This is a genomic window from Allobosea sp. LjRoot237 (genome assembly GCF_964253285.1).
In the GTDB taxonomy this organism is placed as follows: domain Bacteria; phylum Pseudomonadota; class Alphaproteobacteria; order Rhizobiales; family Beijerinckiaceae; genus Allobosea.
In genome coordinates this window covers 1,111,549-1,137,898 of sequence record NZ_CAXUQP020000001.1, presented here as the reverse complement: position 1 = coordinate 1,137,898, position 26,350 = coordinate 1,111,549, and the positions used below count along the sequence as shown (strand labels likewise).

Sequence of the window (26,350 nt, the reverse complement as noted above, 5' to 3'; positions counted from 1 at the left end):
GAACAACGACGAAACGGGCTAGAACAGCCCCTCGATCTGGCCGTGCGCGTCGATGTAGATGCGCTCGGCAGCAGGCTGGCGCGGCAGGCCGGGCATGGTCATGATGTCCCCGCAGATCGCGACGACGAAGCCTGCGCCGGCCGAGAGCCTGAGCTCACGCACCGGCACGATATGGCCCGAGGGCGCGCCGCGCAGGGTCGGGTCGGCCGAGAAGGAATATTGCGTCTTCGCCACACAGATCGGCAGGTTGCCATAGCCGGCCGCTTCGAGCTCGGCGATGCGGGCCGTCACCTTGGCGTCCATCGAGACGCCGGCGGCACCATAAATCTCGTGCGCGATCGTCTCGAGCTTCTGGCGCAGCGGCATCGCGTCCGGATAGAGCGGCGCGAAATCGGCCTCGCCGCTTTCCGTCAGCTCCGCGACTTTGGTCGCGAGTTCGGCGGTGCCCGCCCCTCCTTCAGCCCAATGCCGGCAGATCACCGCCTCGACGCCGAGATGGTTGCGGCAGAAATTCTGAATCAGTGCGTGCTCGGCCGGCGTATCGCTGGTGAAGTGGTTGATCGCGACGATCGCCGGCACGCCGAACTTTCTGACGTTCTCGACATGGCGGGCGAGGTTGGACAGGCCCGCCTCCAGCGCCTTGAGGTTCTCGGTGCCGAGCAGGTCGCGCGCAACGCCGCCATGCATCTTGAGAGCCCGCACGGTCGCGACCACCACCGCGACATCCGGCTTCAGGCCCGCCTTGCGGCACTTGATGTCGAAGAACTTCTCAGCCCCGAGATCGGCGCCGAAACCGGCCTCGGTCACGACATAATCGGCGAGCTTCAGCGCGGCGCGCGTCGCGATCACCGAATTGCAGCCATGGGCGATGTTGGCGAAGGGGCCGCCATGGACGAAGGCAGGCGTGCCCTCCAGCGTCTGCACCAGGTTCGGCATCAGCGCATCGCGCAAAAGCACGGTCATCGCGCCCTGGGCGTTGAGCTCCGCGGCCGTGACCGGGCGCTTGCTGCGGGTGCGGCCGATGACGATGCGCCCGAGCCGCTCCTCCAGATCGGCAAGATCATTGGCGAGGCAGAAGATCGCCATCACCTCGGAGGCGACGGTGATGTCGAAGCCGTCCTCGCGCGGGAAGCCGTTCATCGCGCCGCCGAGCGAGGAGACGATCGAGCGCAGCGCCCGGTCGTTCATGTCGACCACCCGGCGCCAGGCGATATGGCGTTCGTCGAGGTCGAGCCCGTTGCCCCAGTAGACGTGGTTGTCGAGCATCGCCGCCAGCAGATTGTGCGCGCTGGTGATGGCGTGGAAATCGCCGGTGAAGTGCAGGTTGATCTGCTCCATCGGCACGACCTGGGCATAGCCGCCGCCGGCCGCCCCGCCCTTCTGGCCGAAGCAGGGACCGAGCGAGGGCTCGCGCAGCGCGATCATGGTGCGCTTGCCGAGGCGCTTCAGCCCGTCGCCGAGGCCGACCGTCGTCGTGGTCTTGCCCTCGCCAGCCGGCGTCGGACTGATCGCGGTGACGAGGATGAGCTTGCCGTCGGGCCTCTCGGCGAGATCCGGGATCGCGTCGGTTTCGATCTTGGCGATGTATTTGCCAAAAGGGTGCAGCGCCGCCTCTGGGATGCCGGCTTCCTCGGCGACGGTGCCGATCGGCTTAAGCGTCGCCGCGCGGGCGATCTCGATATCGGTCGACATGCCGTCCCTCAGAGCCTGCTTAAACGGGACGCCTCGCCCCCCCGCGGGCGCGACTATTGCCGAAAAACGCGACCGGTCGCCAGCGCGCCGGCACATGGATGCAATGTGCCCACAGGAGACTTCCCAGCCTCAGCCACCATCACAGTTCGGCGAGGCGTCGCCTTCGCCCGAAATCGGACATGGCTCCTGTGGCAAGAATGGCGGCGCCGCAGGCGTGAGGAGGGAAACCATGTCAGACGCTCCAAGCCGCCGTGACCTGCTCGCGCGCCTCTCGGCCGCAGGCTTCGCAGGCCTCACCCTCCCCGCCGATGCATTCGCACAAAGCGTCAACCTGCCGGCGACCCCAGCCTGCGAGGGACACGCCACCGCGACGCCACGCCAGACCGAAGGCCCGTTCTTCACCCCGTCCTCTCCCCAGCGCGCCGATCTGCGGGCCGACGGCACTGGCACCTTACTGGTGCTGAGCGGCTTCGTGCTGACGCGGCAATGCCGGCCGGTACCCAGCGCCCTGCTCGACTTCTGGCATGCCGATGCCGGCGGCCAGTACGACAATCGCGGCTTCCGCTTCCGCGGCCATCTCTTCGCCGACCAGCAGGGTCGCTACCAGTTCATCACCCGCGCGCCGGGGCTCTACACCGGCCGCACGCGCCATCTCCATGTGAAGGTGCGTGCCGGCACGCAGAGCCCGGTGCTGACTACACAGCTCTATTTTCCCGACGAGCCCGGCAATCGCCGCGACGGCCTGTTCGACCAAAAGCTGCTGATGAGCCTGCGCCCGGCCGACGGCGGCCAGCTCGGCCGCTTCGACTTCGTGCTGGCAGGATAAGCGCTACAGCCGCGCTTGCGGGTCGGGATGGCCGTCGATGCGCATCTGGAACAGGAAATAGGTCGGCGAGCAGAAGCCGTAATCCTTCACCGTCGTGGTCGCACCGGGCACGTCGTCCGGAATCGCCTGGCACATGTAGTCCTCGCGGCAGAAGCTCGTCGCGCTGCAGGTGCCGCGGTTGCCGCGCGTCACCGCCTTCGACAGGCACTCGTCGAAGCGGTTGGTCGCAACGCAATCGTCGAAGGCCTTGCCGCCCGCGAGCCCGCAAATCTCGTCCGGCACCTTGCCATTGGCGAAACCGGCGAAGACACGATCGGCCGGCGTGCACTGGCGATAGGCCATTCCGGCCGGAACGCCGATCTTGGCCGGCCGGCAATTGAAGGCGGTCTGCGAGAAGCCCGTGGCGAACGCGCCGAACTGCCCGGTCTTGCGATAGCGGTCGAGATAAGGCTTGCCGACGGCGGTGCTGATCGCGCCGGTCAAGCAGGGCTGGCCCGAGAAGTTGCGGGCTTCGTCGAGCCTGATGCACTGGCCGAACTCGATCCCGACCGCCTTGCTCTCGACCAGCGGCTTGCAGACCGAGCCTGCTGCACAGGCCCAACCCTCGCCGAAGGCTTGGGCGCTCTCGCCCGTCAGGCAAGGCATGGTCAGCGCGGCCGGATTATAGGCGAAGGGCCGCCCCGCCTGCCAGTTCGCCGGCGGCGCGAAGGACGGCGGGCGATAGCGCTCCGGCTCCGTACCGGTTGCGACGGCTGCGGCATAGGCCGCGCGCCGAAAACCCTCCGCGTAGAGATGCGGCGAGATGCCGGTCTTGATCCGGTTCAGCGCCGAGGTCGCGCCGTCGTCGAGCCCGAACATGTGGAAACCGGCGGTGGCGCCGGCCTGATGGCAGCCCATGCAGGAGCCATTGTCGAGCCGCTCCAACAGCGCTTTCTCGTTGCGCACCAGTCGGGTCGCGCCGAAATCGAGCCCGGTCAGCGCGGTAGCCGGCACGGCCTCGATGAAGGGGTGGTTCGCCTGCCGGGCGCTGCCGAAAGTCGAATAGGAGACCGCCTTCGTCGCCAGGAAGCGCTCGGGCAGCTGATAGACGCCCCGGTCGATCGCCGGGAGATTGCTTCTGACGTAATCGATCAGCTCCTGCCGCAGCGCCGCATCCGACTTCAGCCGGGCCACATCAGGCGTGTTCTCCAGCGGCTTCGGCTTGAGTACGAAACCACCTCCACCTTTGGACGCCGCAAAGACGCGCTGCAGATAGGCGGCCTGCCCGCCGAACTCGGTCTCCATGCCGGATGGGAAGCGCACGATCTGGGCGTTGACCTCGACCTGCTTGAGGCTGATCCGCTCCTTCGCCAGCGGTCCCTCGGCGAGCTGTCGCGCCAGCATCGCCGGGTCGTCGCCGGGCGCGATCAGCCAGGCTTGCGCGGCCTCGCGGCAGGAGCCGCCCTCGCCCGCCCTGACGCTGAAGACCGCATTCAGCGTGAACGGCAAACGCGAGGCCAGCCGGCGCTTCAGCCTCGCATCGTCGAAGGCATAGGCGAGCCGGTAGATCAGGCGCACCTCGCCACAGCCGGCCTCGCCGGACAACGCTGCAAAGTCCTGCCGGTCGAGCCGGTTGACCACCGCGGTCAGCTGGAACCGCGCGATCGGCGAGCGCAGCCAGCGCAGGTCGATGACCCGGCCGACATTGCCGTCGGTGACCTCGTAGAGCTTGCGGCCATTGGCCAGCATCTCGGCGCGCAGCGCGCTGACGTCCTCGCCCACATGGCTGGCGATCGTGCGGAAGGCAACGCTATCTCGAGCCAGTGCGGCAGTGCTGTCGCCCCTGCCGGCGCCGAGCACATCAGCCAGCGCATAGCCTGTCGTTTCGAGGCGGCGCAGCGTCGCGACATCCTGGACATCGAGCAGCGGTTCGGCCGCAACGACGGCCGTGCTGGCGAGCGAAAGCAGCATCGCCAGACCAGGCGTCCGCCAACCTGCGCCCCGCATGGTGTTGCCCCCAGCCGATTCGCACCGCGGCGGGCGCGCTGCGGCAAAGGATAGCGTGACGCCGGCCGGCGTCCAGCCGGGTCAGCGTGCGGCTAGCCGCCCACTCGCTCGCGCGCCTGGTCGAGGAAGCCGCGCACGGCGGGGTCCTCGGTCAGGCCGATAGCCCGGGTATAGGCTTGTTTGGCCGCAGCAGCTTCACCCACCCGAACGAGCAGATGCGCCTTCAGCGCCCAATAGGGTTGGTACCCAGCGGTTTGCGCTTCCGGCAGCTCCGCCAGCAGCGCAAGACCACGCTGCGGCCCGAAGGCCTCGGCGAAAGCGGCGGCGCGGCCGGTCAGCGCCCCAAGGCTCGGTGCAAGCTGCGCCAGCCCTTCATAGAGTTGCGCCAGCACATGCCAGTTGGTGCGCCCGTCGTGAGCCCGCTGGGCATGGACGGACTGGATCGCCGCCTCGAGCTGAAAGGGGCCGAGGCTCCCCGATCGCGAAGCCTCGGCCAGTTCGCGCTCGGCCTCGGCGATCAGCTCGCGCGACCAGAGCCGGGTATCCTGATCGGACAGCGCCACGAATGCCCCACCGGCATCGCGCCTCGCCGCGCGGCGCGCCTCGCAATGCAGCAGGAGCGCGAGCAGGCCGCGTGCCTCGGGCGCGCGCGGCAGCAGGCTCGCGACCAGTCGCGCCAGGAAGATCGCCTCTTCGGTGAGACCCCGGCGCTTGGGATCAGCACCAGCGACATCCTCCCAGCCGCTGCCATAGGAGGCGTAGATCGCCTGCAGCACGCAATGCAGCCGGCCTGGCAACTCCGCCTGCTCCGGCACTGTGAAGGCAAGGCCGGCGTCGCGGATTTTCGCCTTGGCGCGAACCAGCCGCTGGCCGAGCGTTGCCGGCGAGGTCAGGAAAGCGGCGGCGATGCGCCCCGCATCGAGGCCGAGCACGATCTGCAGCATCAGCGCCGGCCGCACCGCTGCGTCGATCGCCGGATGGGCGCAGACGAAAAGCAGCTTCAGGCGCTCGTCCGGAAAGAGGCTGGCATCTGCAGCCTCGTCCGCTTCGGCCAGCAGCGCGAGCGTCGGCGCCGCATCGCTGCGCACCCGGCCACGGCGGACACCGTCGATCAGGGTGTTGCGGGCACTAGCGAGCAACCAGGCCTCCGGCCGCGTCGGCACCCCCGACACCGGCCAATGCTCCAGGGCGGATCGGAACGCGTCGGCAAGGGCATCCTCGACCGCAGCAAGATCGCGCCATTGCTGCGCCAACGTGGCGACGAGCCGCCCATAGGAATTGCGGGCGGCCTGTTCGGCCGCCGCCCGCGCTTCATCCGGTCGCCTCTCAGGCAAATTCGGCCGTCTCAGGCACGATCAGGATCGGCCTGATCTCGACCGAGCCCTGGCTCGCCGCCGGGCTGCGCGCCGCCCAGTCGAGAGCAGCGTCGATATCGTCGACCTCCAGCACGTAATAGCCGCCGAGCTGTTCCTTGGTGTCGGGATAGGGTCCGTCCTGCACCTGCCGCCGGCCATCGCGGACACGCACCGTCGTCGCCGTCTGGGGCGGCTGCAGCCCACGGCCGCCGACGATGACCCCCGCCTGAGTGAGCGCGCCGATATAGGCCTTCCACGCGCCGTAGTAGGCCTGCGCCTTCTCGGGATCGTTGCGCGGATGCTCGCCTTCGGAAGGCTCGCGGAAGATCAGCATGTACTGCATGGCATGGCTCCTCGCGGCTCGCGGCCGCTGCGGGAGGAAGGACCGATTTCCCTCTTCCGCCACCTCGACGCGCGGCGAGCCGCGATTTCGACAGGAGCGGCGAAAAATTCTCAAGCCGAAGTTCGCTTGTCATGCAGCGCGCGCGCTTTCCGCGCCAGTGCCTCGAACTCCGCCCGCATCTCCTCGAGCTTGTCCTCGTCGAGTTCTTCCAGATCGAGCAGTTCCTCGCGCGCCCCTTCGATCTTGTTGATCAGCTCGTCGAGCTTGATCTGCATAGCCGCAGTGTCGCGATTCTGGCTGTTCTGGATGATGAACACCATCAGGAAGGTGACGATCGTCGTCGAGGTGTTGATCGCCAGCTGCCAGGTGTCGTCGAAGCCGAAGAACGGTCCTGACACCGCCCAGACGACGATCACCGAGAGCGCGACGAAGAAAGCCTGCGGCTTGCCGGCCCAGTGCGAGACGACGTGCGACAAACGGGTGAAGAAGGAGCGGCTGCCCCCCGCCGCGATCTTGATGGCCATGGCTGCCCTCCCGGTAGGCCTGCACCGATCAACACCGATCGCGTGCAGGCGTTCCCAAAGGGCGAGAGACGCTGCGTCAGTAGACGACCACGGAGCGGATCGACTTGCCCTCATGCATCAGATCGAAGCCGTGATTGATCTCGTCGAGCGAGAGCTTGTGGGTGATCAGATCGTCGATGTTGATCTTCCCCTCCATGTACCAGTCGACGATCTTCGGCACGTCGGTGCGGCCCCTCGCACCGCCGAAGGCGGTGCCCTTCCAGACCCGGCCGGTGACCAGCTGGAACGGCCGGGTCGCAATCTCCTTGCCGGCCTCGGCGACGCCGATGATGATCGATTCGCCCCAGCCGCGATGGCAGCATTCCAGTGCCTGGCGCATCACATTGGTGTTGCCGGTCGCGTCGAAGGAGAAGTCGGCGCCGCCGCCGGTCAGGTCGACGATCGCCTGCACCACCTTGTCGTTGCCGACTTCTGTCGGGTTGATGAAGTCGGTCATGCCGAACTTCTTCGCCATCTCCTGCTTGCCCGGGTTGATGTCGACGCCGATGATCTTGTCGGCGCCGACCATGCGGGCGCCCTGGATGACGTTGAGGCCGATCCCGCCGAGGCCAAAGACCACGACGTTCGCGCCGGGCCAGACCTTGGCGGTGTAGATCACCGCGCCGATACCGGTGGTCACGCCGCAGCCGATGTAGCAGATCTTGTCGAAGGGCGCGTCCTCGCGGACCTTGGCCAGCGCGATCTCGGGCAGCACGGTGAAGTTCGCGAAGGTCGAGCAGCCCATGTAGTGGAAGACCTCTCCGCCATCGCAGGAGAACCGCGAGGTGCCGTCCGGCATCAGCCCCTGCCCCTGCGTGGCGCGGATCGAGGTGCAGAGGTTGGTGCGGCGCGACAGGCAGGATTTACAGCTGCGGCATTCAGGCGTGTAGAGCGGGATGACGTGATCGCCGGCTTTAAGCGTCGTGACACCCGCGCCGACCTCGCGCACGATGCCGGCGCCCTCATGGCCAAGGATCGCCGGGAACTTGCCCTCTGAATCCAGTCCCGACAGCGTATAGGCGTCGGTATGGCAGATACCGGTCGCCATCACCTCGACCAGCACCTCGCCGGCCTTCGGCCCGCCAATCTCGATGGTCTCGATTGTCAGCGGCTTGCCGGCCTCCCAGGCCACGGCGGCACGTGTCTTCATCGGGCGTTTCCTTGTGATGGTATCGCGGGGATCATCTGAGATAGGTGCGAACGACGCGCATGGTTCGCGCGATCTCATCCGGCTGCGGCGCGCCTGCCGGGAAACCCGCCAGCATCGTCTCGCGCAGATGGCTTTCCAGCACCTCCGCCATCAGCCCGGTCGCGGCGCCGCGCAAAGCCGAGAGCTGCTGCAGCAGCGCGCCGCAGTCCTCGCCGCGCTCGACGGCGAGAATCAGGGCATCGGCCTGCCCGCGAATGCGGCGCAGCCGCGTGACCGCGCGCTTCTTTTCTTCAGGGGTATGCGGCATGCGCTTGATACTGGGGTAGAGTATTACTCTCCCAGATTTAGGGCGCCGCCGCGTAGGATGTCAACGCGCCGCCCCAGGGCAACCTAGAACGTCCAGCCGATATCGACCTGAACGAGGTGGCGGCTGAAATTGGTCAGGTCGAGCGGGCCGTGGCGGCCGCGCTCATGGCCGGTGACCTGGACATTGTAGGCGACGGATAGCGCCAGCCGTTCGGTCGCCTGCCAATAGACGCCGGGACCGACGAAGGTGGCGTGGCCGGCATGGTTGCCGAAGCCGAGCGAATTCTGCTGGCGCAGGTGCCGAACCTCGCCGCTGAGAAAGACGCCGTCGACGACCTGCCAGGCCAGGGCCGCGCCGGCGGCGAAGGTCGAGGCCCGTGCGAACGGCTCGGTCCCGTTCCAGACCATGTTGTGCGAGACGTTGACGGCGGCGTAGAGCGTCTCCGAGATCAGGACGCGGTCGGCCAGCAGCCTGAAGCCGGTATTGTAGCTGTCGAAGCGGCCCGTCTGCTTATCGTCATTGCGTTCCGCGCCGACATCCATGCCGAAGGTCAGGCCGAAACCGTGATGGCTGTGATTGAGCAGGCGGTAGCGCATTTCCAGGCCGGCGCCATGGCTCCTGTCCTTGAGCCTGTCGCGGGCTATGACGGAGCGCGTCGTGCCGCCGAACAGCGACGCGCCGATCTCGAGGCAGGGCAGGATACCGTAGGAGCCTGTCAACGTGGCGCCGCGGCTGAGCGAGCGCCCCTCGCGGACACCGGCATTGCCGCCCAGCGTCAGGCCAAGGCTGCCGCCGCCGAGGTCGGCGATGCCCGAGCTGTCGGTGAAGCCGAAGGCGTCGGTCGGCGCGTCGTCGGAACTATCGCAGACCGAAGCGGCGCCAGGTCGCGGCTCTGCCTCGGTCGCCGAGACGGGAGCGCCCCAACTCGGTGCGATCACGGCAAAGGCAACGGCCGACCGTGCCAAAAGGCTCAGTGTCATATGCAAAATCCCCCCGGCTTGCTGCCGCCAGCGAAGCAGGAGTGGCTTAAGTGCTCATGAACAGGTTGGGCGGGGCCGGTCGATCTTTGGCGCCGAGCTTAACCCAAGGTAATTTCGGCCGTCTGTTTTGAAGCTATCCGCTCGGTGTCGCGGCCTGACGCAGCCCGGTGTCTCGGCAAAAGCACCGGTTGAAGATTGGAGCGGAGCACAGCTTCCTCATGCCCACCGACACACGGGGACGCTCAAAACCAACGACGCGGTCTTCCGACCGCGCCGCCAAAATCGTCCAAGGCTGGTAAGCCGTTCAGTACTTGCGCACGACCGGAGCCGGCGCGTAGGTGACAGGGCGTTCGACCGGGCCGCAGCAATCGGGGTCGCCGAAGTTCCAGCGCATGCCGATGCGGAAATCGTGGCTATCGATATCCTTGACCTTCAGCGGCGAGTAGGTCTCGTTCAGGAAGGCGTTGCGGATACGACCCGAATGGGCGTCGCCGAGATTGAGGTAGCGGTAGCCCACTTCCAGCGTGAGGTTCTTGTTCACCTCATAGCCGACGCCGGCCATCAGCGCCCAGGCCATACCCGACTTGTCGCCATTGCCTGCCGTACCCAGTGTGCCGGCGCCGGTGAACTGCAGGCCCTGGTCGGTCAGGCCGCTGATGCGGTTGGTCGCATAGCCGATACCGGCGCCGATATAGGGCGTCAGGCAGTTCCAGGTGCCGAGATCGACATAGGCGTTGAACAGGGCGACGATCGAAGAGAGGTTACCCTTGTATGTGTTGGTCTGATTGCCGCCGATGAAGGGGTTGAACACCACGTCGGTGGCGCCGATCGTGGCTCCGCCGCGATATTCCAGCGTGCCGTCGACGCGGAACCAGTTGTTGAAGCGATAGCCGATGCCCGCCCCGGCGAAGTAGGAGTTGGACCTGTCCTCCTTGGTGACGAAGCTCCCGCCGAACTCGGTGATCTCCGCTTGGCTGTAGTTGCCGTAATTCGTGACGCCGACGCCGATATCGCCGCGCAGATAGATGCCCGAGCTGATCGTGCCGCGCAGTTCCGGCGGCGGAGGGGGCGCAAGCGGGGCAACCGGAAAGTCTGCGGCCCGGGCGATGGCGGACGCGCTCACGGCCATGGCGCCTGCAAGCGCAAGGGTTTTCAGGCTGCGCATGGCAGGCCCCTTCGAGTTTGCGTGCAGCTGGACTCGAGCGCACGCGAGTTACCGATGGGGAAACCTTGCCACGGATTTCTTAAACGAGACTTAACCCTAAAAAACAACCCTACCGACCGGTAAACGGCGCTTTGCGGGCCTGGAGAACGCGAAGGCGCCCGCTCAGGCGGCCGCCTTCGTCACCGCCTCGACCACATCGTCGACAGCGCGCATGACGAGATCGCGGTCGTCGCCCTCGGCCATGACCCGGATCACCGGCTCGGTGCCCGAAGGACGGATCACCAGGCGCCCACCTTCGCCCAGCATCAGCTCGGCCGCCTTGATCGCGCTGACGACGGGCTTTTCCTCCAGTGGGCGGCCCTGCTTGTAGCGGACGTTCTTGAGAATCTGCGGCAGCGGCTCGAAGCAATGGCAGACCTCGGAGACCGGCTTCTCCTGCCGCTTGACCACGGCGAGCAATTGCAGCGCCGCGACCAGCCCGTCGCCGGTCGTGCCATAGTCGGAAAGGATGATGTGGCCGGACTGCTCGCCGCCGAGATTGAAGCCGTTGGCGCGCATATGCTCCAGCACATAGCGGTCACCGACCGCGGTGCGGGCAAGAGACAGGCCGAGGCCCGCCAGATAGCGCTCGAGCCCGAGATTGGACATCACGGTGGCGACGATGCCAGGGGCGGAAAGACGCCCGTCCTCCTGCCAGCTGCGCGCGATCACGCCCATCAGCTGGTCGCCATCGACGACCTGGCCCTGCTCGTCGACGATCAGGACGCGATCGGCGTCGCCGTCGAGCGCGATGCCGAGATCGGCGCGCAATTCACGCACCTTGTTCGACAGCGCCTGCGGCTTGGTCGAGCCGACATCCTTGTTGATGTTGAATCCATCAGGCTCGTCGCCGATGGTGATGACCTCGGCGCCGAGTTCCCAGAGCGCCTCGGGCGCGACCTTGTAAGCGGCGCCGTTGGCGCAATCGAGCACGATGCGCAGGCCGTCCAGGCCAAGATTGCGCGGCAGGGTCCGCTTGGCGAACTCGATATAGCGCGCATGGGCGCTCTCGACGCGCTTGGCCCGGCCGAGCATCGCCGAGGGCGAGAGCTGCTTGCCGAGATCGGAATCGATCAGCCGGGTGATCTCCGCCTCGACCTCGTCGTTGAGCTTGTAGCCGTCCGGTCCGAACAGCTTGATGCCGTTGTCTTCATAAGGGTTGTGCGAGGCCGAGATCATCACGCCGAGATCGGCGCGCATCGAGCGGGTCAGCATCGCCACCGCCGGCGTCGGCATCGGGCCGAGCAGCAGCACGTCCATCCCGACCGAGGTGAAGCCCGCTACCAAGGCGTATTCGATCATATAGCCCGAGAGCCGGGTATCCTTGCCGATCACCACGCGGTGGCGATGGTCGCCACGGCGGAAGGCGATGCCCGTCGCCTGGCCGACACGCATGGCGAGGTCCGGCGTGATGACGCCGTTGGCGCGCCCACGAATGCCATCGGTACCGAAGTATTTGCGTGTCATGGTCGTCCCCGGAGCCTTGCCCGGCTCATTGCTTTTGCAGCTCATACAGGCGTTTTGCCCGCTCAGCTTCTCACAAATTGTGTCGGATCGTATCCGTCAAGCACCGCCCATCCCCCCCTTGGCGTGAATTACGGGGACGAGCATGACAAAGGGCGGCCCGAGGCCGCCCTTTGATCGTCTTCTGCAGTCTTGTGCCCGCTCAGGCCTGCGGCTGCGGCTGTGGCTCCAGCCCGGCATCGGGCTCGTCGCGCTTGCGGCCCTTGCCGGCGCTCGGCACAGCCGAGCCGCGCGGAGCATGCGGCGCGTCGTCGGCATCGCGCGACGGGCGCTTGCCCGCGATCAGGTCGCGGATCTCGTCGCCGGTCAGCGTCTCGAACTCGAGCAGCGCCTCGGCCACCGCGACGAACTCGTCATGGTGCTTGCTGAGGATTTCCTTGGCGTCGACATAGCCCTGGTTGACCAGCCGACGCACCTCGCTGTCGATCTTCTGCGCCGTCGCCTCCGACAGGCTCTGCGTACGGCCCATCGACATGCCCAGGAAGACTTCCTCCTGGTTGTCGCCATAGGCGACCAGGCCGAGCTCGTCGGAATAGCCCATCTGCGTCACCATGGCCTTGGCCATCTTGGTGGCTTGCTGGATGTCGCCGGTGGCGCCGGAGGTGATGTTCTCCTTGCCGAAGGTGATCTCCTCCGCGACGCGTCCGCCCATGGCCACCGCGAGCTGCGAGGTGAACTCCTTGAACTTCATCGAGTAGCGGTCGCCCTCCGGCAAGAACTTGACCATGCCGAGCGCGCGACCACGCGGAATGATCGTCGCCTTGTGCACCGGGATGCCGGCCGGGACGTAGAGCCCGACGATAGCGTGGCCAGCCTCGTGATAGGCGGTCAGCTTCTTCTCTTCCTCGGACATCGCCATCGATTTGCGCTCGGCGCCCATCATGACCTTGTCCTTGGCGTCCTCGAATTCGGCATGCGTAACCATGCGCTTGCCACGACGTGCGGCGAGCAGGGCGCCCTCGTTGACGAGGTTCATCAGGTCGGCGCCGGAGAATCCGGGCGTGCCGCGGGCCAGCACCTTGAGGTCGACATCGGGAGCCAGCGGGACCTTGCGCACATGCACGCGCAGGATCTTCTCGCGCCCGGCAACGTCCGGGTTCGGCACGACGATCTGGCGGTCGAAGCGGCCGGGACGCAGCAGCGCCGGGTCGAGCACGTCGGGCCGGTTGGTCGCGGCGATGATGATCACGCCCTCATTCGGCTCGAAGCCGTCCATCTCGACCAGCAACTGGTTCAGCGTCTGCTCGCGCTCGTCATTGCCACCGCCGAGGCCGGCGCCGCGATGACGGCCGACTGCGTCGATCTCGTCGATGAAGATGATGCAAGGCGCGTTCTTCTTGGCCTGCTCGAACATGTCGCGGACGCGGGATGCGCCGACGCCGACGAACATCTCGACGAAGTCCGAGCCCGAAATCGTGAAGAACGGCACGTTCGCCTCGCCGGCGACGGCGCGCGCGGTCAAGGTCTTGCCGGTGCCGGGAGGGCCGACCAGCAGCACGCCGCGCGGGATGCGGCCGCCGAGGCGCTGGAACTTCTGCGGATCGCGCAGGAACTCGACGATCTCCTGCAGGTCTTCCTTGGCCTCGTCGATGCCGGCGACGTCCTCGAAGGTGACGCGGCCATGCGCCTCGGTGAGGAGCTTCGCCTTGGACTTGCCGAAGCCCATCGCCCGGCCCGCACCGTTTTGCATCTGGCGGGACATGAAAATCCACAGGCCGATGAAGATCACGAAGGGCAGCGAGTTGACGAGCAGTGCCATGAACCAGGGCGTGCCCTCGGAGGGAGCGCGGGCCGAGACCTGCACGCCCTTCTGCGCCAGCGTCTTCAGCAGGGCCGGATCGCCATAGGGCGCATAGGTGACGAAGCTGCGCCCATCGGAGAAGGTCCCGGTGATCTCCTGTCCGGCGACCACGACATTCGCGATGCGGCCGGCCTCGGACTCGTTGATCAGCTGGCTGTAGGGAATTTCGTTGGTGCTGGCGCGCTGGCTCGGGCTCTGGAACAAGGTGACCAGCGCCAGGACCAGCAGGAAGATCACCACCCAGAGGGCGAAATTGCGGAAGTTCGGATTCATCAGGGTTCCGATCCGCTCGTCGGCGGAAGTGCCGCGCGAGCCTGTGGTTTTCGCTGCTTAATCTAGGGCTGTCATGCCCCCTTGCCAAGGGAAGGCTAGCTCTTCTTCTCGTTATACCGTCGCAGGGTGAACGCCTCGGCGCCTTTCGCCTTCGCGCATCAGCGTCAGCACCCCGTCGCCGGCGAGCGACAGGCGGAAGCCACCGAGCGTGCGGCGCAGCGCCCTGCCCTCGCGTGCGGCGGCGATCAGGGCCTGCGCGCAATCCTCCAGCCGCGCCAGGCGCAGCGGCACATCGGTTTCCTCGTCACTGTCCTGCGCCGCGGCAAGCGCAAGAGCCAGGCCCCGGATGACGATCTCCTCGGGCTCGTGGCAAAGCCGCGCGAAATCGAACCAGCGCTCTCCAGCCTCCCCGCCGGCCGGCAAGGCCGCCAGGGCACGGACTGCGAGGACATCCAGCGCCTCGTCGGCCCGCGCCAGCCGGCGGGCGAGCTGACCGAGCCGCTCGGCGGTCAATCCGTCCTGCGCCAGCTCCGGCAAGAGTTGGCGCCAGCGGATGCGTGCGAAGCGCGGGTCGTCATTGGACGGATCGCGCACGAAGGCGAGGCCACGCGCCTTGCAGGTCGCGACGAGCCGGGCTTTCTCGACGCCGAGCAGCGGCCTTGCGAGCACGACTCCATTCACCGAGCTACGGGGAGCCATCCCCGCGAGACCAGCAAGGCCGGAGCCCGCAGCCATGCGGATCAGCAAGGTCTCCGCCTGGTCGTCGAGGGTATGGGCGGTGAGGATAGCAGCCGCGCCGAATGCCCTCGCCTCCTCTGCCAGCAAGGCATAGCGGGCGGCACGCGCCTTCTCCTGCAAGCCGGTCTGCGGCTTATGGCCCAACCAGCGCTTCGTGCGATGCTCGACGCCAAGTCCGGCGCAGAGCCGGGCGACCATCAGGGCTTCCTGCGCCGCTTCGGGTCGCAAGCCGTGATCGACGGTGACAGCCAGGAGCCGCGGACGGCCACGCTCAGCCCATTCGGCGAGAAGCGCAAGGAGAGCAACGGAGTCCGGCCCCCCGGACACCGCGACGACCAGTGCTTCCTCGCCCGCGAGCGGAGTAAACAGGACAGCGGCGTCTGCCGCCGTCAGGGGTTCGTATTCGGCAGTCTCTGGAGGCGTCGCAGTCAAGCGCAGCGGGCGCGCCGCTGCTCGCGCTCCACGCCCTGACGCACTGTGCTGGACGCAGCGGGGTAATCCACGCCGACCTTGGCAAAGGTGGCGCAGGCCTGGTCGCGCGCGCCGAGCCCGTTCAAGGACATGCCGAGCTTGAGCAGGCTGTCGGCGCCCTTGCCGGCCTTCGGATAGTCGCGCGAGATCTTCAGGAACTGCTCGGCCGCCTCGCGGTAGCGCTGGCGCTGGAAATAGCTCTCGCCAAGCCAGAAGGTCGCGTCGGCGGCCAGCCTGTCGCGCGGATAGCTCTGCAGGAACTCGCGGAAGCTCATCTCGGCGCGCTCGTATTCCTTGCGCAGCACATGCGCATAGGCGAGGTCGTAGAGTTCACGCGAGGTGCCTGCCTGCCCGGTCGCAGCGACGCTCGGACCACGCGGCGCCGTCGCCGGCAGCGTGCCTTCCGGCACGGGACGGCCAACCCTGGAAAGGTCCATCGGACCCTGCCCCTGATCGCCGGCGAACTCTTCGTCGATGATCTGACCGAGCTGACGTGGCGCGCCGGCTGAGCCCGGCTGCGCAGCAGGATCGAAAGCGTCGCCCCGGCGTTCGCGCCCTGGCGGTGGCGGAGGATTGGCCGGACGGGTGCCCTGCGGCGCCGGCGCAGCGGTGCTGCGCTGTCCGCCGCGCTCCGACAGACGGAAGTCGACATCTTCCTGGAATTTCCGCAGCTGCTCGGTCAGGCGCCGGTTCTCGAACTGCAATTGCTCGATCTGGCCGGAGAGCTGGCGCAGCTGGTTCTCGAGGCGGCTCGTCCGTACCACGAGGTCGGCCGCATCCTGCGCAGCGGCAGGCTGGATCAGGCCTATCGCCAGTAGCGACAGGCCGGCGAGCAAGGCACGCCGCAACGGGAGCCGCTTCGGGCCCGAGATCGAAATCGTCGCAAAGCTCATGTCAAGCAAACCGCATCGCCCCGGAGGTCAAAAACTATCACACGCGAATACCGCGGCCAAAATATGGAAAAGCCGGCGCTTTCCTTGCGGTAAGCGCCGGCTGCGTCAAGTTCTTGTCGGACGCCTGGATCAGACACCGCCACCGGCATCGAGCACCGTCACGGCGCGCCGGTTCTGCGACCAGCAGGAGATGTCGTTGCAGACCGCCACCGGGCGCTCCTTGCCGTAGGAGATGGTCCGGATGCGGTTGCCCGGGATGCCGCGTGAGGCAAGATAGTCGCGGACCGTCTGGGCGCGGCGAGCGCCGAGCGAATAGTTGTATTCGCGCGTGCCGCGCTCGTCGGCATGGCCTTCGATGGTGAAGGTGTAGCGCGGATAGCGCTGCAGCCAGGCCGACTGCTTGTCGAGGGTCGCGACCGCGGTCGTGGTCAGATCGGTCGAGTCGGTCTCGAAGAAGACGCGGTCGCCGACATTCACGACGAAGTCCTGCGCGCTGCCGGGCGTGGCGGCGCCACCGGCGCCAAAACCATCGGCGTTCTGATCCTTGGCGCAGGCGCCGAGGGCGAGCGCGCCCATCAGGACGGCGGCGAGGCGCAGGTTATGGGCGCTGGCAGCGAAGGAGGCGAGCATGTCAATTCTCTCCGAATGTCGGACGCGGAGCGCGCCGGGCGGCGTCACGCGTTCCCCATCAATGATGTGTCAACCTAAACGAGACCTTGCCAGAACAAGGCGAAGTGGCGGCATTGCGGCGTATGGTTAACCAAATATGGCGGGCAACCGACTGTTCAGCGGTGTTGCATTTCTGCATCAGCGCGCGGCGGTCAGCAACGGCGACCAGGTCGGGTCCGAGGCGAAGGCCGGCGTCGGCACCGGCACTTCGACGCGGCCGGTGATGTCGACCATGTAGAGCTTGCCACCGGACTGCCCGCCGGGGTCGCGGAAGAACATGATGTACTGGCCGTTCGGCGCCCAGTTCGGCGCCTCGTTGTGGAAGCCTTCGGTCAGGATGCGCTCGCCCGAACCGTCCGGCTTCATCACGCCGATCGAGAAGGCGCCACTGCCCTGGCGGGTGAAGGCGATCAGGTCGCCGCGTGGCGACCAGGACGGCTGCGAATAAGAGCCCTGGCCGAAGGAGATGCGCTTGCCCTCCCCGCCGCCGGCGCCCATGATGTAGAGTTGCTGCGAGCCGCCGCGATCGCTCTCGAAGACGATCTGCGAGCCATCCGGCGCGAAGGAGGGCGAGGTATCGATCGCCGCCGTGGAGGTCAGCCGCTGCGTGGTGCGCGAGCCGATGTCGATCGCATAGAGATTGGCGTTGCCGCCCTGCTGCAGGCTGAGCGCGATGCGTGCGCCATTGGGCGAGAAGCGCGGGCTCGTCGTCATGTCGGGGAAATTGCCCACGACCTGGCGCTGGCCGGTCTCGATGTTCAGCACATGCACGCGCGGCTGCTCGCCGGTACGCTGCGCCATATAGGTGACCTCCTGGGCCACCGGCGAATAGCGCGGCGTCACCACCGAAGTCGCGCCATCGGTCAGGTAGCGCACATTGGCACCGTCCTGGTCCATGATCGCGAGGCGCTTGCGCCGAGCCTCCTTCGAGCCGGATTCGTCGACGAAGACGACACGGGTATCGAAGAAGCCGCCGACACCAGTGATCTTGGTGAAGACCGCATCCGAGATGATGTGGCCGACCCGGCGGGAATTGTTCGGGTCGGTGAAGTATTGCTGGCCGTCGATCTGCTGGCCGGCGACCACGTCCCAGAGCCGGAACTCGGCCTTGAGCCGGCCACCCTCGCGCGAGACCCGGCCGATCACCAGCGCCTGCACGCCGGCCGCCTTCCAGGCCTCGAACTGGGGCGCCGCGTCGAAGGGCGGGTTCTTCTCGGGATGGCGCGCCTTCTCGATCGGCAGGAAGTAGCCGCAACGCTTCAGATTGTTGGTGATGATGCCGGAAACCAGCGCGCCGCCCTCGCCGGCGAAATCGGCGACCGCGATCGGCATCGGCTGGAAGGTGCCCTTGCGCAGGTCGATCACCAGCTCGGCCCGCGCTGGAGCAATCAGCGCCGGCAGGAGGAGCGTCGAGCCGGCCAGCAACAGCGCATGCCGGCGGGTCGGCCCGGCGGCCCTGCCAACCGGGTCAAAGGCAGGATGATGGATGCGGTCCATGGCGGTCACAGCACGTCCCTGGCGTCGAAGTTGACGATGACGTCGCGCCAATCGTCATAATAGGAGGCAAATTGCGCGGGAATGCGCAGCGGCGAGCAGCGGCGTGTCGCCGTCAGCGCCGAATCCGCCGCGACCCGGAAGAGCGGGTCTGACGAGGAATTGGTCACGCTCGCCTGACCGATCAGCGAACCGTCGGTGTTGAGCTTCATGCGCACCTGCGGCACCACCGGCTTTTGCGCGCTCTGCAGCGCGATCGGCACGTTCCAGCACTTCTGCAGCTGGTCCTGGATGATGCCCATCAACTGCGCCCTGAGCGATGGCGAGAGCTTCTGCGAGGAGCCGGTCTGGGTGCCGAGCGAGGCGGTGCGGTTGATCTGCGGCGCGCTCGATCCCGAGGATTGCGCCTGCTCCTTCGACTGCAGGAGCTTGGCGATGTCGTTGGGATTGAAGTTCTTGGCGATCTCGGCTTCGCGCTTGGCCTTTGCTTCCGCCTCGCGCTTCGCCTTGGCCTCGGCCGCGATTTTGGCCTTCTGCTCGGCTTCCGCCTTCGCCTTGGCCTCCGCTTCCGCCTTCTGCTTGGCGGCCTTGGCCGCTTCGACACGCGCCTGCGCCTCCGCTTCGGCCTTTGCCTTGGCGGCGGCCTTGGCCTCCTGCTCGGCCTGTTTGGCCTTGCTCTCGCGGTCGGCCTCCTCAGCCAGTTTCGCCAGCTCCTCGCGGCGCTGCTCGTCCTCGCGGGCGGCGGCTTGCTCGGATTTCTGCGGCGGCTGCTTCACCGGTTCGGCCGGCGGGGTCGGCTTGGGGGTCGGACGCGCCGGCGGTAGCGGCGCCGCGGCATTGTCGTCGGCGACCTTGAGCTCCGGCGGGCGCGACGGCGGCGCAGGCGTATCCTGCTTGGCCTCGCCCGCCTCCTTGCGCTCGACGGTCTCGGACTGACGCTCGGCCCGCTGCTGCGGCTGCTCCTGGACCTTTTCGGCCTGGCGCTCGCCGCGCGTCACCTGGTTCAGCGCCGAGGGATCGACCACCTCGACGGCGATCGCCTCCTGATGCTCGGGCAGCGGCGTCGCGCCGGCAAACGCCAGCAACCCCGCGACCAGAACGGTCGCGTGGCCCAGGGCGGAAACCGCCAAGCCCGGCTCGGAACGCGAGACCATCAACGCGACGGCACCTTCTCGTTCAACGCGAATTCGGTTCGGTGACCAGCGCCACCCGCCTGAAGCCGGCGCTGGTGATCGTCGCCATCACCGAAGCGACGCGGCCATAGTCCACCTGCTTGTGGCCGCGCACATAGATCCGGTCCTCGACCCCCTGCTTGGCGATGCTCTGCAGCTTCTGCACGAGGTCAGGTTCGAGCGTCGGCTGGTCCTGCAGGAAGATCTGGCCCTTGTCGTCGATTGCGATGGTGATCGGCTTCTGGTCGACATTGATCGGCTTGGCGCCGGTCTGCGGCAGGTCGATTGGTACACCCGTCGCGATCAGCGGCGCGGCCACCATGAAGATGATCAGCAAAACCAGCATGACGTCGATGAACGGCGTCATGTTGATCTCGGCGATGGCGCCATGGCGGCGCGGGCGACGCCCACGGCGCCCCCCGGCCTTGGCTCCGGCTGCGGCTGACATGCCCATTGTTCTAAGCCCTCACGCCGCCAGACGTTCGTCGATCTGCCGCGACAGGATCGCGGAGAACTCGTCGGCGAATGCCTCCAACCGGTTCTGGGCCTTGGCGACCTCGGCCTGCAGCTTGTTGTAGGCCATCAGCGCCGGGATCGCGGCGAACAGGCCGATCGCGGTGGCGAACAGCGCCTCGGCGATGCCAGGCGCAACGACGGCGAGCGACGAGTTCTTCGAGACCGCGATCGCGGTGAAGGAATTCATGATGCCCCAGACCGTGCCGAACAGGCCGATGAAGGGGGCAGCCGAGGCGATGGTCGAGAGCACGAGCAGCTTCGATTCGAGACGCTCCGCCTCGCGCTGGATGGTGACGTCGAGCACCTTGTCGATGCGGGCCGACAGGCTCGCGACCGAGCGTCCGCCATTCTCGAAGGAGCGCTTCCATTCGCGCATCGCCGCGACGAAGACGGCCGCCATGTCGTTGACCGGCCGGTTGGCGAGGTCGCGATAGAGTTCCTCGAGCGAACGGCCGGACCAGAACACCTCCTCGAACGCGTCCATGTCCTGGCGCGTGCGGCGGTAGAGCAAAGTCTTGTCGATGATGATCGACCAGCACCAGATCGACGCGGCCAGCAAACCCATCATCACGAGCTTGACGACGATATGGGCGTGCCAGAACAGCGACCAGAAAGACATGTCGATCTGCGGCGCGGCCTGCGCGATCTCCACGGCGGGGTTCATCCTGTCATCCTTCTGCCTGGCCGACGCGAAACCGATGCTTGGCCCGCGCAGCCTGTTCTTCGCGCCGCGAAGCTCGCGCCGCCGCCCGTTCTGCGCTCCGGGGATATGCCATTGGTACCAATTGCCGCTGAATTCGGCGAAAGATGGGCCAAACGGCGGTGCTCCCGTGCGCCAGAGGCCTTGCGTCCCCTTAAATCCCCGCCGAGGTTAAGGGCCGGCATGGTTAACATCGCGTTATGACGAGCGTGCGGCTGCTCCGGCACCGGAGGCGAAAGGCCACACCGATCGGACGTGAAGTCATCGCGAAAATGGGATTCCTCTGCGAAAACGGAGGAGGCGCAGAGAACCCCTCCCCTTGTTGGGAGGGGCAGGGGTGGGGGGTAAAGTCGGAGCGAACTGGCCGGGAAACGGACTGATCCGCTTTTACGAGCGGCCTTGTACCCAGTCGTTCGCCCCCCATTCCCATACCCTTCCCCACAATGGGGAACGGAGGAGCCGGGGCGACCAGCGTTTCGCATAGGAATACATAGCGGGGACAACATCAGAAAACGCCAACGGCCCGCTTCCGTGAGGAAGCGGGCCGCCGACGGTCGTCAGCTCTGAAAAGGGGCGATCAGGCGCTTTCGACAGTATCTGTGCCGTTGCTGGGACGGCGCGTGTTCATGAACTGGTCGAACTCGGCCTTGTCCTTGGCCATGCGCAGCCGGCCGAGGAAGTCGTGGAATTCGCGCTGCTCGTCCTCGAGACGGCGCAGCGTCTCGTCGCGATACTCGTCGAAGGCGCGGTTGCCACTCGACGCGCCGCGGCCCCAACCGCCGCCGAAGCCGCCACGGCCCCAGGGCTGGGCCCCGCCCATGCGCTCGCGCAGGCGTTCCATCTTGTCTTGCAGGCGATTCATCCGGTGCTCGTAACGTGCCGGTCCACAACCATGTCCCATGCGTCCACTCCAGAATAGAAAGACCAGGGTCGCCAGACCCAGCGGCCAGAAAATGATGAAGCCGAGGACCGCAAACGCGAGCCAGGCTCCTTTTCCGTATTCATCAAGCTTCGCGACGATCGGCATCGATTCCTCTCGAACCTGAATGGCAGCGGCGGGTGCCGCTGCCGGCCAACCTTTCGATCGGCTTTCGCCGACCGTGTGAATGTAAATCACATTCACATATCTGGACGCACTTGCCAAGGCTTTCAAGGCGGGCGGATCAAAATTTTCCGCGGGACGTCAGACGGATTGATCGGGAGGCAGGCCCAGGCCCCTGAGATAGACCAGCATTCCGGCCTCGAGCAGGTCGGCGGCCGACATCGGCAGCGGCCGGCGGCCGGCATCGGCGCGGCCGAACAGCGCCGCGACGCCGTGCGACATCGCCCAGATATGCAGCGCCATCATCAGCGCCGGCGGCCGCTTTGCTTGCGGCAGCACCGCGATCAATGTCTCCGCCGCCTGGCGCAACTGCTGGAAGGCACGATCGGCGGCGGCGCGCAGCTCCGGGCTCGCATCGAGCGGTACACCGGCTTCGAACATTGCCGAATAGTAGGCAGGCTCGTCATGGGCGAAGGCGAGATAGGCCGGGCCGAGACGATGGAAGGCTGTCTCGGCATCGGGCTTGCCGCCGTTCCAGGCCTTGGCCAGAGCTGCCTCGAAGGCGGTGAACCCCCGCACCGCGACATCGGCGAGCAGTTCGTCGCGATCGCGATAATGCCTGTAAGGCGCTGCCGGGCTGACGCCGGCCATGCGGGCGGCCTCGGCGAAAGTGAAGCCGTTCGGGCCCTTCTCGCCGATCAGCCCCAAAGCGGCGCGCACCAGCGCCTCCTTGAGGTTGCCGTGGTGATAACCGCGCGGCTGCTCGGGCTCGTTGCGTTTCCAGCTCATGTTACGGGCCCTAACATGGTGACCGGCCAGCGTCGATGCCAGCGGCATCGGACGTGGTCAGACGATCTCCAGGCCGAGCCGATGCCTGAGCACATCGGGAATGCGCCGGGCCTTGCCGCCGCCGACGCAGGCGACCTTGACCTGCGCCGTCACCAGCACCTCTTCGCCACGCAGGACGCGTTGCTCAAGCTCCATGGTCGCCCCGCGCGCCAGGGTCGGCTTCGTCTCGACCGTGAGCAGGTCGTCCATCACCGCCGGCCTCACGAAGTCGATCAGCATGCGCCGGACCGCGAAGCCGAGCGCCGCATCGCCGTCGAAGAGCTCGCGCTGTTCGATGCCGAGCGCCCGGATCAGCTCGGTGCGGCCGCGCTCCATGAAGCGCAGATAGGAGGCGTGGTAGACGACGCCGGAGAAGTCGGTGTCCTCGTAATAGACGCGGACGGAGATGCTGTGGGCGCCGGCCATGACGGTCCTTCTGCAAGGTGGCGCGGGCGTTCTAGACCGACGTGCGCCAACCGGACAACCTCATGGGAGGCTGCCTGCCGCTCAGCGCTTGCAGGGCTTGCCCATGAACGAGCCGCAATCATAGGGCTGCGACAGCCCGGCACGGATCGAATAGGCCTTGCCGTCGATACGGTTGACGATATCGTCGATGCGCCAGCCACCGCCCTCCTCGACCATCAGGAAGCGGACCGCCATTTTCTGCCCGAAGCTGCGAAACGAGGCGATCACGCGCGCTCGTCCCTGCGAGGCCTTGCCGGCGAGTTTGACCTGCAGCTCCTTCACCTCGCCGTCCTGGCCCTGGATGAATGGATCGGCGCCGACATGGCCGATATCGCCGCTCTCGTCCTGATGGCGGTCGTCACGGGCGAACAGCGCCGCGAGACTCCTGCTCATCAGCGCATCGCGATGCGGTGGGCGCCAGGGCGGCTCACCGCCGCCATCCAAGGTTTTCTGGGTGACCTCATAGGCCTTGCGCACGGTGGCGTCGGGGGTGGGCTCGGCGGCAAAAGCTGTGGCGACGTGCAACAGCCCGAAGGAGAGGATAATCATACGTAGCGGCAGCAGCGTGTGCATCTCAGAGATCCATCAAGGTCGCGTAATCCTGCCCGCCATAGAAGACACGCACGATCCTGATCCGCGTCGTCTGAATGCGATAGGCGATCACTGCCCGCCGATAAGGAAATATCCGAATTCCGGGGACGAGATCATCGCGCTCCACGCCCAGTTCCGGAAACTCGCAGAGCAGCTCGCAGCGCTTTTCGATCTCGGCCACCCACTGCCGGGCAGCGCGCGGATTATCGAGTGCGATATAGAGCAGGACGGCTTCGAGGTCGGCGAGAGCAGAGGCGGAATAGACCAGCTCAAGCCGCATCGGGAGAGGTCTTGGCAATCGAGACCGCAAGGCGGTCCAGGCGAGCAGAAACCTCGTCTGCGCCGATATCGGTCGAGTCGGCATCGCCTTGCGCGATCTTCTCCCGGATCACACGCAAGTCCTCCTGCCGCCTCTGCTCGGCCTCGAGCCATGGCCGCATCGCGTCGCGCAACACTTCCTCGGCGGTTGCGAATCCACCGGCATCCGCCCGCGCCTGCACGAGAGCATCGATATCTTTCGGCAGTCTCAAGGTCATGGAACGTCCTCTCACTGCCTGCATATTAGCAGCAAGGCACCTCGGACCAAAGATCAGTCCTCATCGTCTTCCCCGAACAGCCCGAACTGCGCGGCCTCACGGTTCGGCTCCGGCATGCCCAGATGCCGGAAGGCGTGCGGCGTCAGCAGCCGTCCGCGCGGCGTGCGCTGGATGAAGCCCTGCTGCAGCAGGAAAGGCTCGATGATCTCCTCGATCGCGTCGCGCGGCTCGGAGAGCGAGGCGGCGATCGTCTCGATCCCGACCGGGCCACCGCCGAAATTGATCGCGACGGTGGTGAGATAGCGCCGGTCCATCTGGTCGAGGCCGATGGCGTCGACATCGAGCAGGCCAAGCGCCTTGTCGGCGACCTTGCGGGTGACGATCGCGTCGCCATCGACGACGGCGAAGTCGCGCACCCGCCTCAGCAGCCGCCCTGCGATGCGCGGCGTTCCGCGCGCGCGGCGCGCGATCTCGTTCGCCCCGTCATCCGACATCGGCACGCCGAGCACCCGCGCGCCGCGCGCGACAATGCTCTGCAATTCCTCGACCGTGTAGAACTGCAGCCGGATCGGGATGCCGAAGCGGTCGCGCAACGGCGTGGTCAGCAGGCCGGCGCGGGTGGTGGCGCCGACGAGCGTGAACTTCGGCAGATCGATCTTGACCGAGCGCGCTGCCGGCCCCTCACCGATGATCAGGTCAAGCTGGTAGTCCTCCATCGCCGGGTAGAGGATCTCCTCGACCGCCGGGTTGAGGCGGTGGATCTCGTCGATGAAGAGGACGTCGCGCTCTTCGAGATTGGTGAGCTGGGCCGCAAGGTCGCCGGCCTTGGCGATGACCGGCCCCGAGGTCGAGCGGAAGCTGACACCGAGCTCGCGCGCCACGATCTGCGCCAGCGTGGTCTTGCCCAGCCCCGGCGGCCCGACGAACAGCACATGATCGAGCGCGTCGCCGCGCGTGCGGGCGGCATTGATGAAGACCTGGAGATTCGCCCGCGCCGCCGCCTGCCCGGTGAAGTCGGCGAGCGAAAGCGGCCGCAGCGAGGTCTCGCTGTCGTCGTCGCGCTTGTCCGACGTCATCAGGCCGGGCCGCTTCGGTTCGCTCACAATTCGATCTCCAGCTCCAGCGCATCGTGCACCGGAATGTCCTGGTAGCCAGTCTTGATGATCGTCGGAATCACCGAACGATAGGCGTCGATGGCCTCGATATAGAGGCCGGAGAAGCGGAAGCCGTGCTTCTGGTAGAAGACCAGGGCCGGCATGTTGTCATTGGTCAGCATCGCCCTGAGCTTGACCGCGCCGGCTGCCCGCGCCGCGGCCTTCACCGCCTCTAACATGCGTGACGCGGCGCCTTCCCCCTCTTTCAGGGAATGCAAGGCGCACAGTACCGCAATCTCGCCGTCATGCGCCCAGCTCGCCACCGCCAGAAGCTCACCTTCGGCCGTGAACATGCCGAGCAGGGGCAATTCGGCGCAATCGTAGAGCTTCAGGCCGATCACCATGCGATGCGAGCCCCAGTGCCGCATCATCAGGGCAAGGAACGCCGACTTGTCGGCGATCTCCCGAAAGATCACCGTCGGACCGTTCTTCACTTGGCAAGCTCCTTCAGTCCGAGCCGGATCAGTTGCGCCGTGCCAGCCCCCTCGCCTGCCGTACGCGACGCAGCCGCGACCGCCGCGACCGCCTGCGCCTGCTGGTAGCCGAGATTGGTGAGCGCCGAGACAGCGTCCGCCACCGGCTGCGGCAGTCTCCTGTCCTCGAGCGCGCCGGAGAGCTGCGCGATGGCCGGATCGACATGGCCGAAGGCCGGCGCCTTGTCCTTGAGCTCGGCGCAGATGCGCTGGGCGAGCTTGGGGCCGACGCCGGGCGCGCGCGCCACCGCGGCCTTGTCGTTGCTGGCGATCGCGGTCGCAAGCGCGCCGGGCTCGAGCGTCGACAGGATGGCGAGCGCGACCTTGGCGCCGACGCCCTGCACCATCTGCATCAGCCGGAACCAGTCGCGCTCATTGTCCGACATGAAGCCGTAGAGCCGGATCGCATCCTCGCGGACATGCGTCTCGATCGACAAGGCCGCCGCCTCTCCCACCTTGGGCAGGCGCTGCAGCGTGCGCGACGAGCACTGCACGACATAGCCGACGCCCTGCACGTCGACGATGACATGGTCCTCGCCATACGAATCGATGAGGCCCTTGAGCTTTCCGATCATGCCTCCTGTTAGCATGGCGGCAGCCCGCC

General features: G+C 66.7%; 28 protein-coding genes. 1 reads left to right on the top strand and 27 read right to left on the bottom strand.

Annotated elements, in window-relative coordinates:
* Nucleotides 1-18: 18 nt before the first annotated feature.
* Complete coding sequence (locus tag ACSQ24_RS05450; RefSeq protein ID WP_436093706.1) at nucleotides 19-1,692, bottom strand: formate--tetrahydrofolate ligase; 1,674 nt, start codon at nucleotides 1,690-1,692, stop codon at nucleotides 19-21.
* Between the two features lie 229 nt (nucleotides 1,693-1,921).
* On the opposite strand from ACSQ24_RS05450, the gene ACSQ24_RS05445 reads away from it, so the two are divergent.
* The gene (locus ACSQ24_RS05445) at nucleotides 1,922-2,518 is read left to right on the top strand and encodes an intradiol ring-cleavage dioxygenase (protein ID WP_436093705.1); all 597 of its coding nucleotides are present in this window, start codon (nucleotides 1,922-1,924) and stop codon (nucleotides 2,516-2,518) included.
* 3 nt (nucleotides 2,519-2,521) lie between these two features.
* On the opposite strand, the gene ACSQ24_RS05440 is transcribed toward ACSQ24_RS05445, so the two are convergent.
* From ACSQ24_RS05440 to ruvA, 26 genes are all read right to left on the bottom strand, one after another.
* Nucleotides 2,522-4,504, bottom strand: coding sequence for a hypothetical protein (locus tag ACSQ24_RS05440; protein WP_436093704.1), 1,983 nt, complete (start codon nucleotides 4,502-4,504; stop codon nucleotides 2,522-2,524).
* 92 nt (nucleotides 4,505-4,596) lie between these two features.
* On the bottom strand, nucleotides 4,597-5,838 hold the full coding sequence (locus tag ACSQ24_RS05435) for an RNA polymerase sigma factor (RefSeq protein ID WP_436093703.1): 1,242 nt from the start codon (nucleotides 5,836-5,838) through the stop codon (nucleotides 4,597-4,599).
* Nucleotides 5,831-6,202 carry a YciI family protein gene (locus tag ACSQ24_RS05430; protein ID WP_436093702.1) on the bottom strand — a complete coding sequence of 124 codons (372 nt, stop codon included), beginning with the start codon at nucleotides 6,200-6,202 and terminating at the stop codon, nucleotides 5,831-5,833. Before ACSQ24_RS05430 ends, ACSQ24_RS05435 begins: the two co-directional genes overlap by 8 nt.
* Nucleotides 6,203-6,312: 110 nt before the next feature.
* Nucleotides 6,313-6,726, bottom strand: a complete 414-nt coding sequence (locus tag ACSQ24_RS05425) for a low affinity iron permease family protein (protein WP_436093701.1) — start codon at nucleotides 6,724-6,726, stop codon at nucleotides 6,313-6,315.
* A gap of 76 nt (nucleotides 6,727-6,802) precedes the next feature.
* A complete protein-coding gene (locus ACSQ24_RS05420; protein WP_436093700.1) occupies nucleotides 6,803-7,915 on the bottom strand; it encodes an S-(hydroxymethyl)glutathione dehydrogenase/class III alcohol dehydrogenase in 1,113 nt (370 codons plus the stop codon).
* 31 nt (nucleotides 7,916-7,946) lie between these two features.
* On the bottom strand, nucleotides 7,947-8,222 hold the full coding sequence (locus ACSQ24_RS05415; protein ID WP_436093699.1) for a metal-sensing transcriptional repressor: 276 nt from the start codon (nucleotides 8,220-8,222) through the stop codon (nucleotides 7,947-7,949).
* Nucleotides 8,223-8,305: 83 nt separating this feature from the next.
* Nucleotides 8,306-9,202 carry a hypothetical protein gene (locus ACSQ24_RS05410; RefSeq protein WP_436093698.1) on the bottom strand — a complete coding sequence of 299 codons (897 nt, stop codon included), beginning with the start codon at nucleotides 9,200-9,202 and terminating at the stop codon, nucleotides 8,306-8,308.
* Between the two features lie 304 nt (nucleotides 9,203-9,506).
* Nucleotides 9,507-10,367 carry an outer membrane protein gene (locus ACSQ24_RS05405; RefSeq protein WP_436093697.1) on the bottom strand — a complete coding sequence of 287 codons (861 nt, stop codon included), beginning with the start codon at nucleotides 10,365-10,367 and terminating at the stop codon, nucleotides 9,507-9,509.
* 162 nt (nucleotides 10,368-10,529) lie between these two features.
* The gene (gene glmM / locus ACSQ24_RS05400; RefSeq protein WP_436093696.1) at nucleotides 10,530-11,873 is read right to left on the bottom strand and encodes a phosphoglucosamine mutase; all 1,344 of its coding nucleotides are present in this window, start codon (nucleotides 11,871-11,873) and stop codon (nucleotides 10,530-10,532) included.
* Between the two features lie 199 nt (nucleotides 11,874-12,072).
* A complete protein-coding gene (gene ftsH, locus ACSQ24_RS05395; protein WP_436093695.1) occupies nucleotides 12,073-14,004 on the bottom strand; it encodes an ATP-dependent zinc metalloprotease FtsH in 1,932 nt (643 codons plus the stop codon).
* A gap of 111 nt (nucleotides 14,005-14,115) precedes the next feature.
* Nucleotides 14,116-15,174: a tRNA lysidine(34) synthetase TilS gene (gene tilS / locus ACSQ24_RS05390; RefSeq protein ID WP_436093694.1), complete on the bottom strand. Its 1,059-nt coding sequence runs from the start codon at nucleotides 15,172-15,174 to the stop codon at nucleotides 14,116-14,118.
* Entirely contained in the window at nucleotides 15,171-16,106 is a 936-nt protein-coding gene (gene ybgF / locus ACSQ24_RS05385; RefSeq protein WP_436093693.1) for a tol-pal system protein YbgF, read from the bottom strand. The genes tilS and ybgF overlap by 4 nt, the downstream gene beginning before the upstream one ends.
* A gap of 129 nt (nucleotides 16,107-16,235) precedes the next feature.
* The gene (pal, locus tag ACSQ24_RS05380) at nucleotides 16,236-16,736 is read right to left on the bottom strand and encodes a peptidoglycan-associated lipoprotein Pal (RefSeq protein WP_436093692.1); all 501 of its coding nucleotides are present in this window, start codon (nucleotides 16,734-16,736) and stop codon (nucleotides 16,236-16,238) included.
* A 177-nt stretch (nucleotides 16,737-16,913) separates the two neighbouring features.
* Nucleotides 16,914-18,272, bottom strand: a complete 1,359-nt coding sequence (tolB, locus tag ACSQ24_RS05375; RefSeq protein WP_436097825.1) for a Tol-Pal system beta propeller repeat protein TolB — start codon at nucleotides 18,270-18,272, stop codon at nucleotides 16,914-16,916.
* A gap of 5 nt (nucleotides 18,273-18,277) precedes the next feature.
* Entirely contained in the window at nucleotides 18,278-19,399 is a 1,122-nt protein-coding gene (gene tolA / locus ACSQ24_RS05370) for a cell envelope integrity protein TolA (protein WP_436093691.1), read from the bottom strand.
* Nucleotides 19,400-19,445: 46 nt separating this feature from the next.
* Nucleotides 19,446-19,895, bottom strand: a complete 450-nt coding sequence (gene tolR, locus ACSQ24_RS05365; RefSeq protein WP_436093690.1) for a protein TolR — start codon at nucleotides 19,893-19,895, stop codon at nucleotides 19,446-19,448.
* A gap of 12 nt (nucleotides 19,896-19,907) precedes the next feature.
* Nucleotides 19,908-20,621 (bottom strand): protein TolQ, encoded by a 714-nt coding sequence (gene tolQ / locus ACSQ24_RS05360; RefSeq protein WP_092156110.1) that lies wholly within the window; start codon nucleotides 20,619-20,621, stop codon nucleotides 19,908-19,910.
* A 613-nt stretch (nucleotides 20,622-21,234) separates the two neighbouring features.
* Entirely contained in the window at nucleotides 21,235-21,684 is a 450-nt protein-coding gene (locus ACSQ24_RS05355; protein WP_436093689.1) for a DUF2852 domain-containing protein, read from the bottom strand.
* 156 nt (nucleotides 21,685-21,840) lie between these two features.
* A complete protein-coding gene (locus ACSQ24_RS05350; protein ID WP_436093688.1) occupies nucleotides 21,841-22,488 on the bottom strand; it encodes a TetR/AcrR family transcriptional regulator in 648 nt (215 codons plus the stop codon).
* Between the two features lie 57 nt (nucleotides 22,489-22,545).
* The gene (gene ybgC / locus ACSQ24_RS05345) at nucleotides 22,546-22,953 is read right to left on the bottom strand and encodes a tol-pal system-associated acyl-CoA thioesterase (protein ID WP_436093687.1); all 408 of its coding nucleotides are present in this window, start codon (nucleotides 22,951-22,953) and stop codon (nucleotides 22,546-22,548) included.
* Nucleotides 22,954-23,034: 81 nt separating this feature from the next.
* Nucleotides 23,035-23,565 carry a DUF3828 domain-containing protein gene (locus tag ACSQ24_RS05340; protein WP_436093686.1) on the bottom strand — a complete coding sequence of 177 codons (531 nt, stop codon included), beginning with the start codon at nucleotides 23,563-23,565 and terminating at the stop codon, nucleotides 23,035-23,037.
* A gap of 1 nt (nucleotide 23,566) precedes the next feature.
* Entirely contained in the window at nucleotides 23,567-23,863 is a 297-nt protein-coding gene (locus ACSQ24_RS05335) for a type II toxin-antitoxin system RelE/ParE family toxin (RefSeq protein ID WP_436093685.1), read from the bottom strand.
* Complete coding sequence (locus ACSQ24_RS05330; RefSeq protein ID WP_436093684.1) at nucleotides 23,853-24,119, bottom strand: ribbon-helix-helix domain-containing protein; 267 nt, start codon at nucleotides 24,117-24,119, stop codon at nucleotides 23,853-23,855. The genes ACSQ24_RS05335 and ACSQ24_RS05330 overlap by 11 nt, the downstream gene beginning before the upstream one ends.
* Nucleotides 24,120-24,172: 53 nt before the next feature.
* Nucleotides 24,173-25,195, bottom strand: coding sequence for a Holliday junction branch migration DNA helicase RuvB (gene ruvB / locus ACSQ24_RS05325; RefSeq protein ID WP_436097824.1), 1,023 nt, complete (start codon nucleotides 25,193-25,195; stop codon nucleotides 24,173-24,175).
* Between the two features lie 23 nt (nucleotides 25,196-25,218).
* On the bottom strand, nucleotides 25,219-25,707 hold the full coding sequence (locus ACSQ24_RS05320; RefSeq protein ID WP_436093683.1) for a GNAT family N-acetyltransferase: 489 nt from the start codon (nucleotides 25,705-25,707) through the stop codon (nucleotides 25,219-25,221).
* The gene (ruvA, locus tag ACSQ24_RS05315; protein WP_436093682.1) at nucleotides 25,704-26,321 is read right to left on the bottom strand and encodes a Holliday junction branch migration protein RuvA; all 618 of its coding nucleotides are present in this window, start codon (nucleotides 26,319-26,321) and stop codon (nucleotides 25,704-25,706) included. Before ruvA ends, ACSQ24_RS05320 begins: the two co-directional genes overlap by 4 nt.
* Between the last annotated feature and the right edge of the window lie 29 nt (nucleotides 26,322-26,350).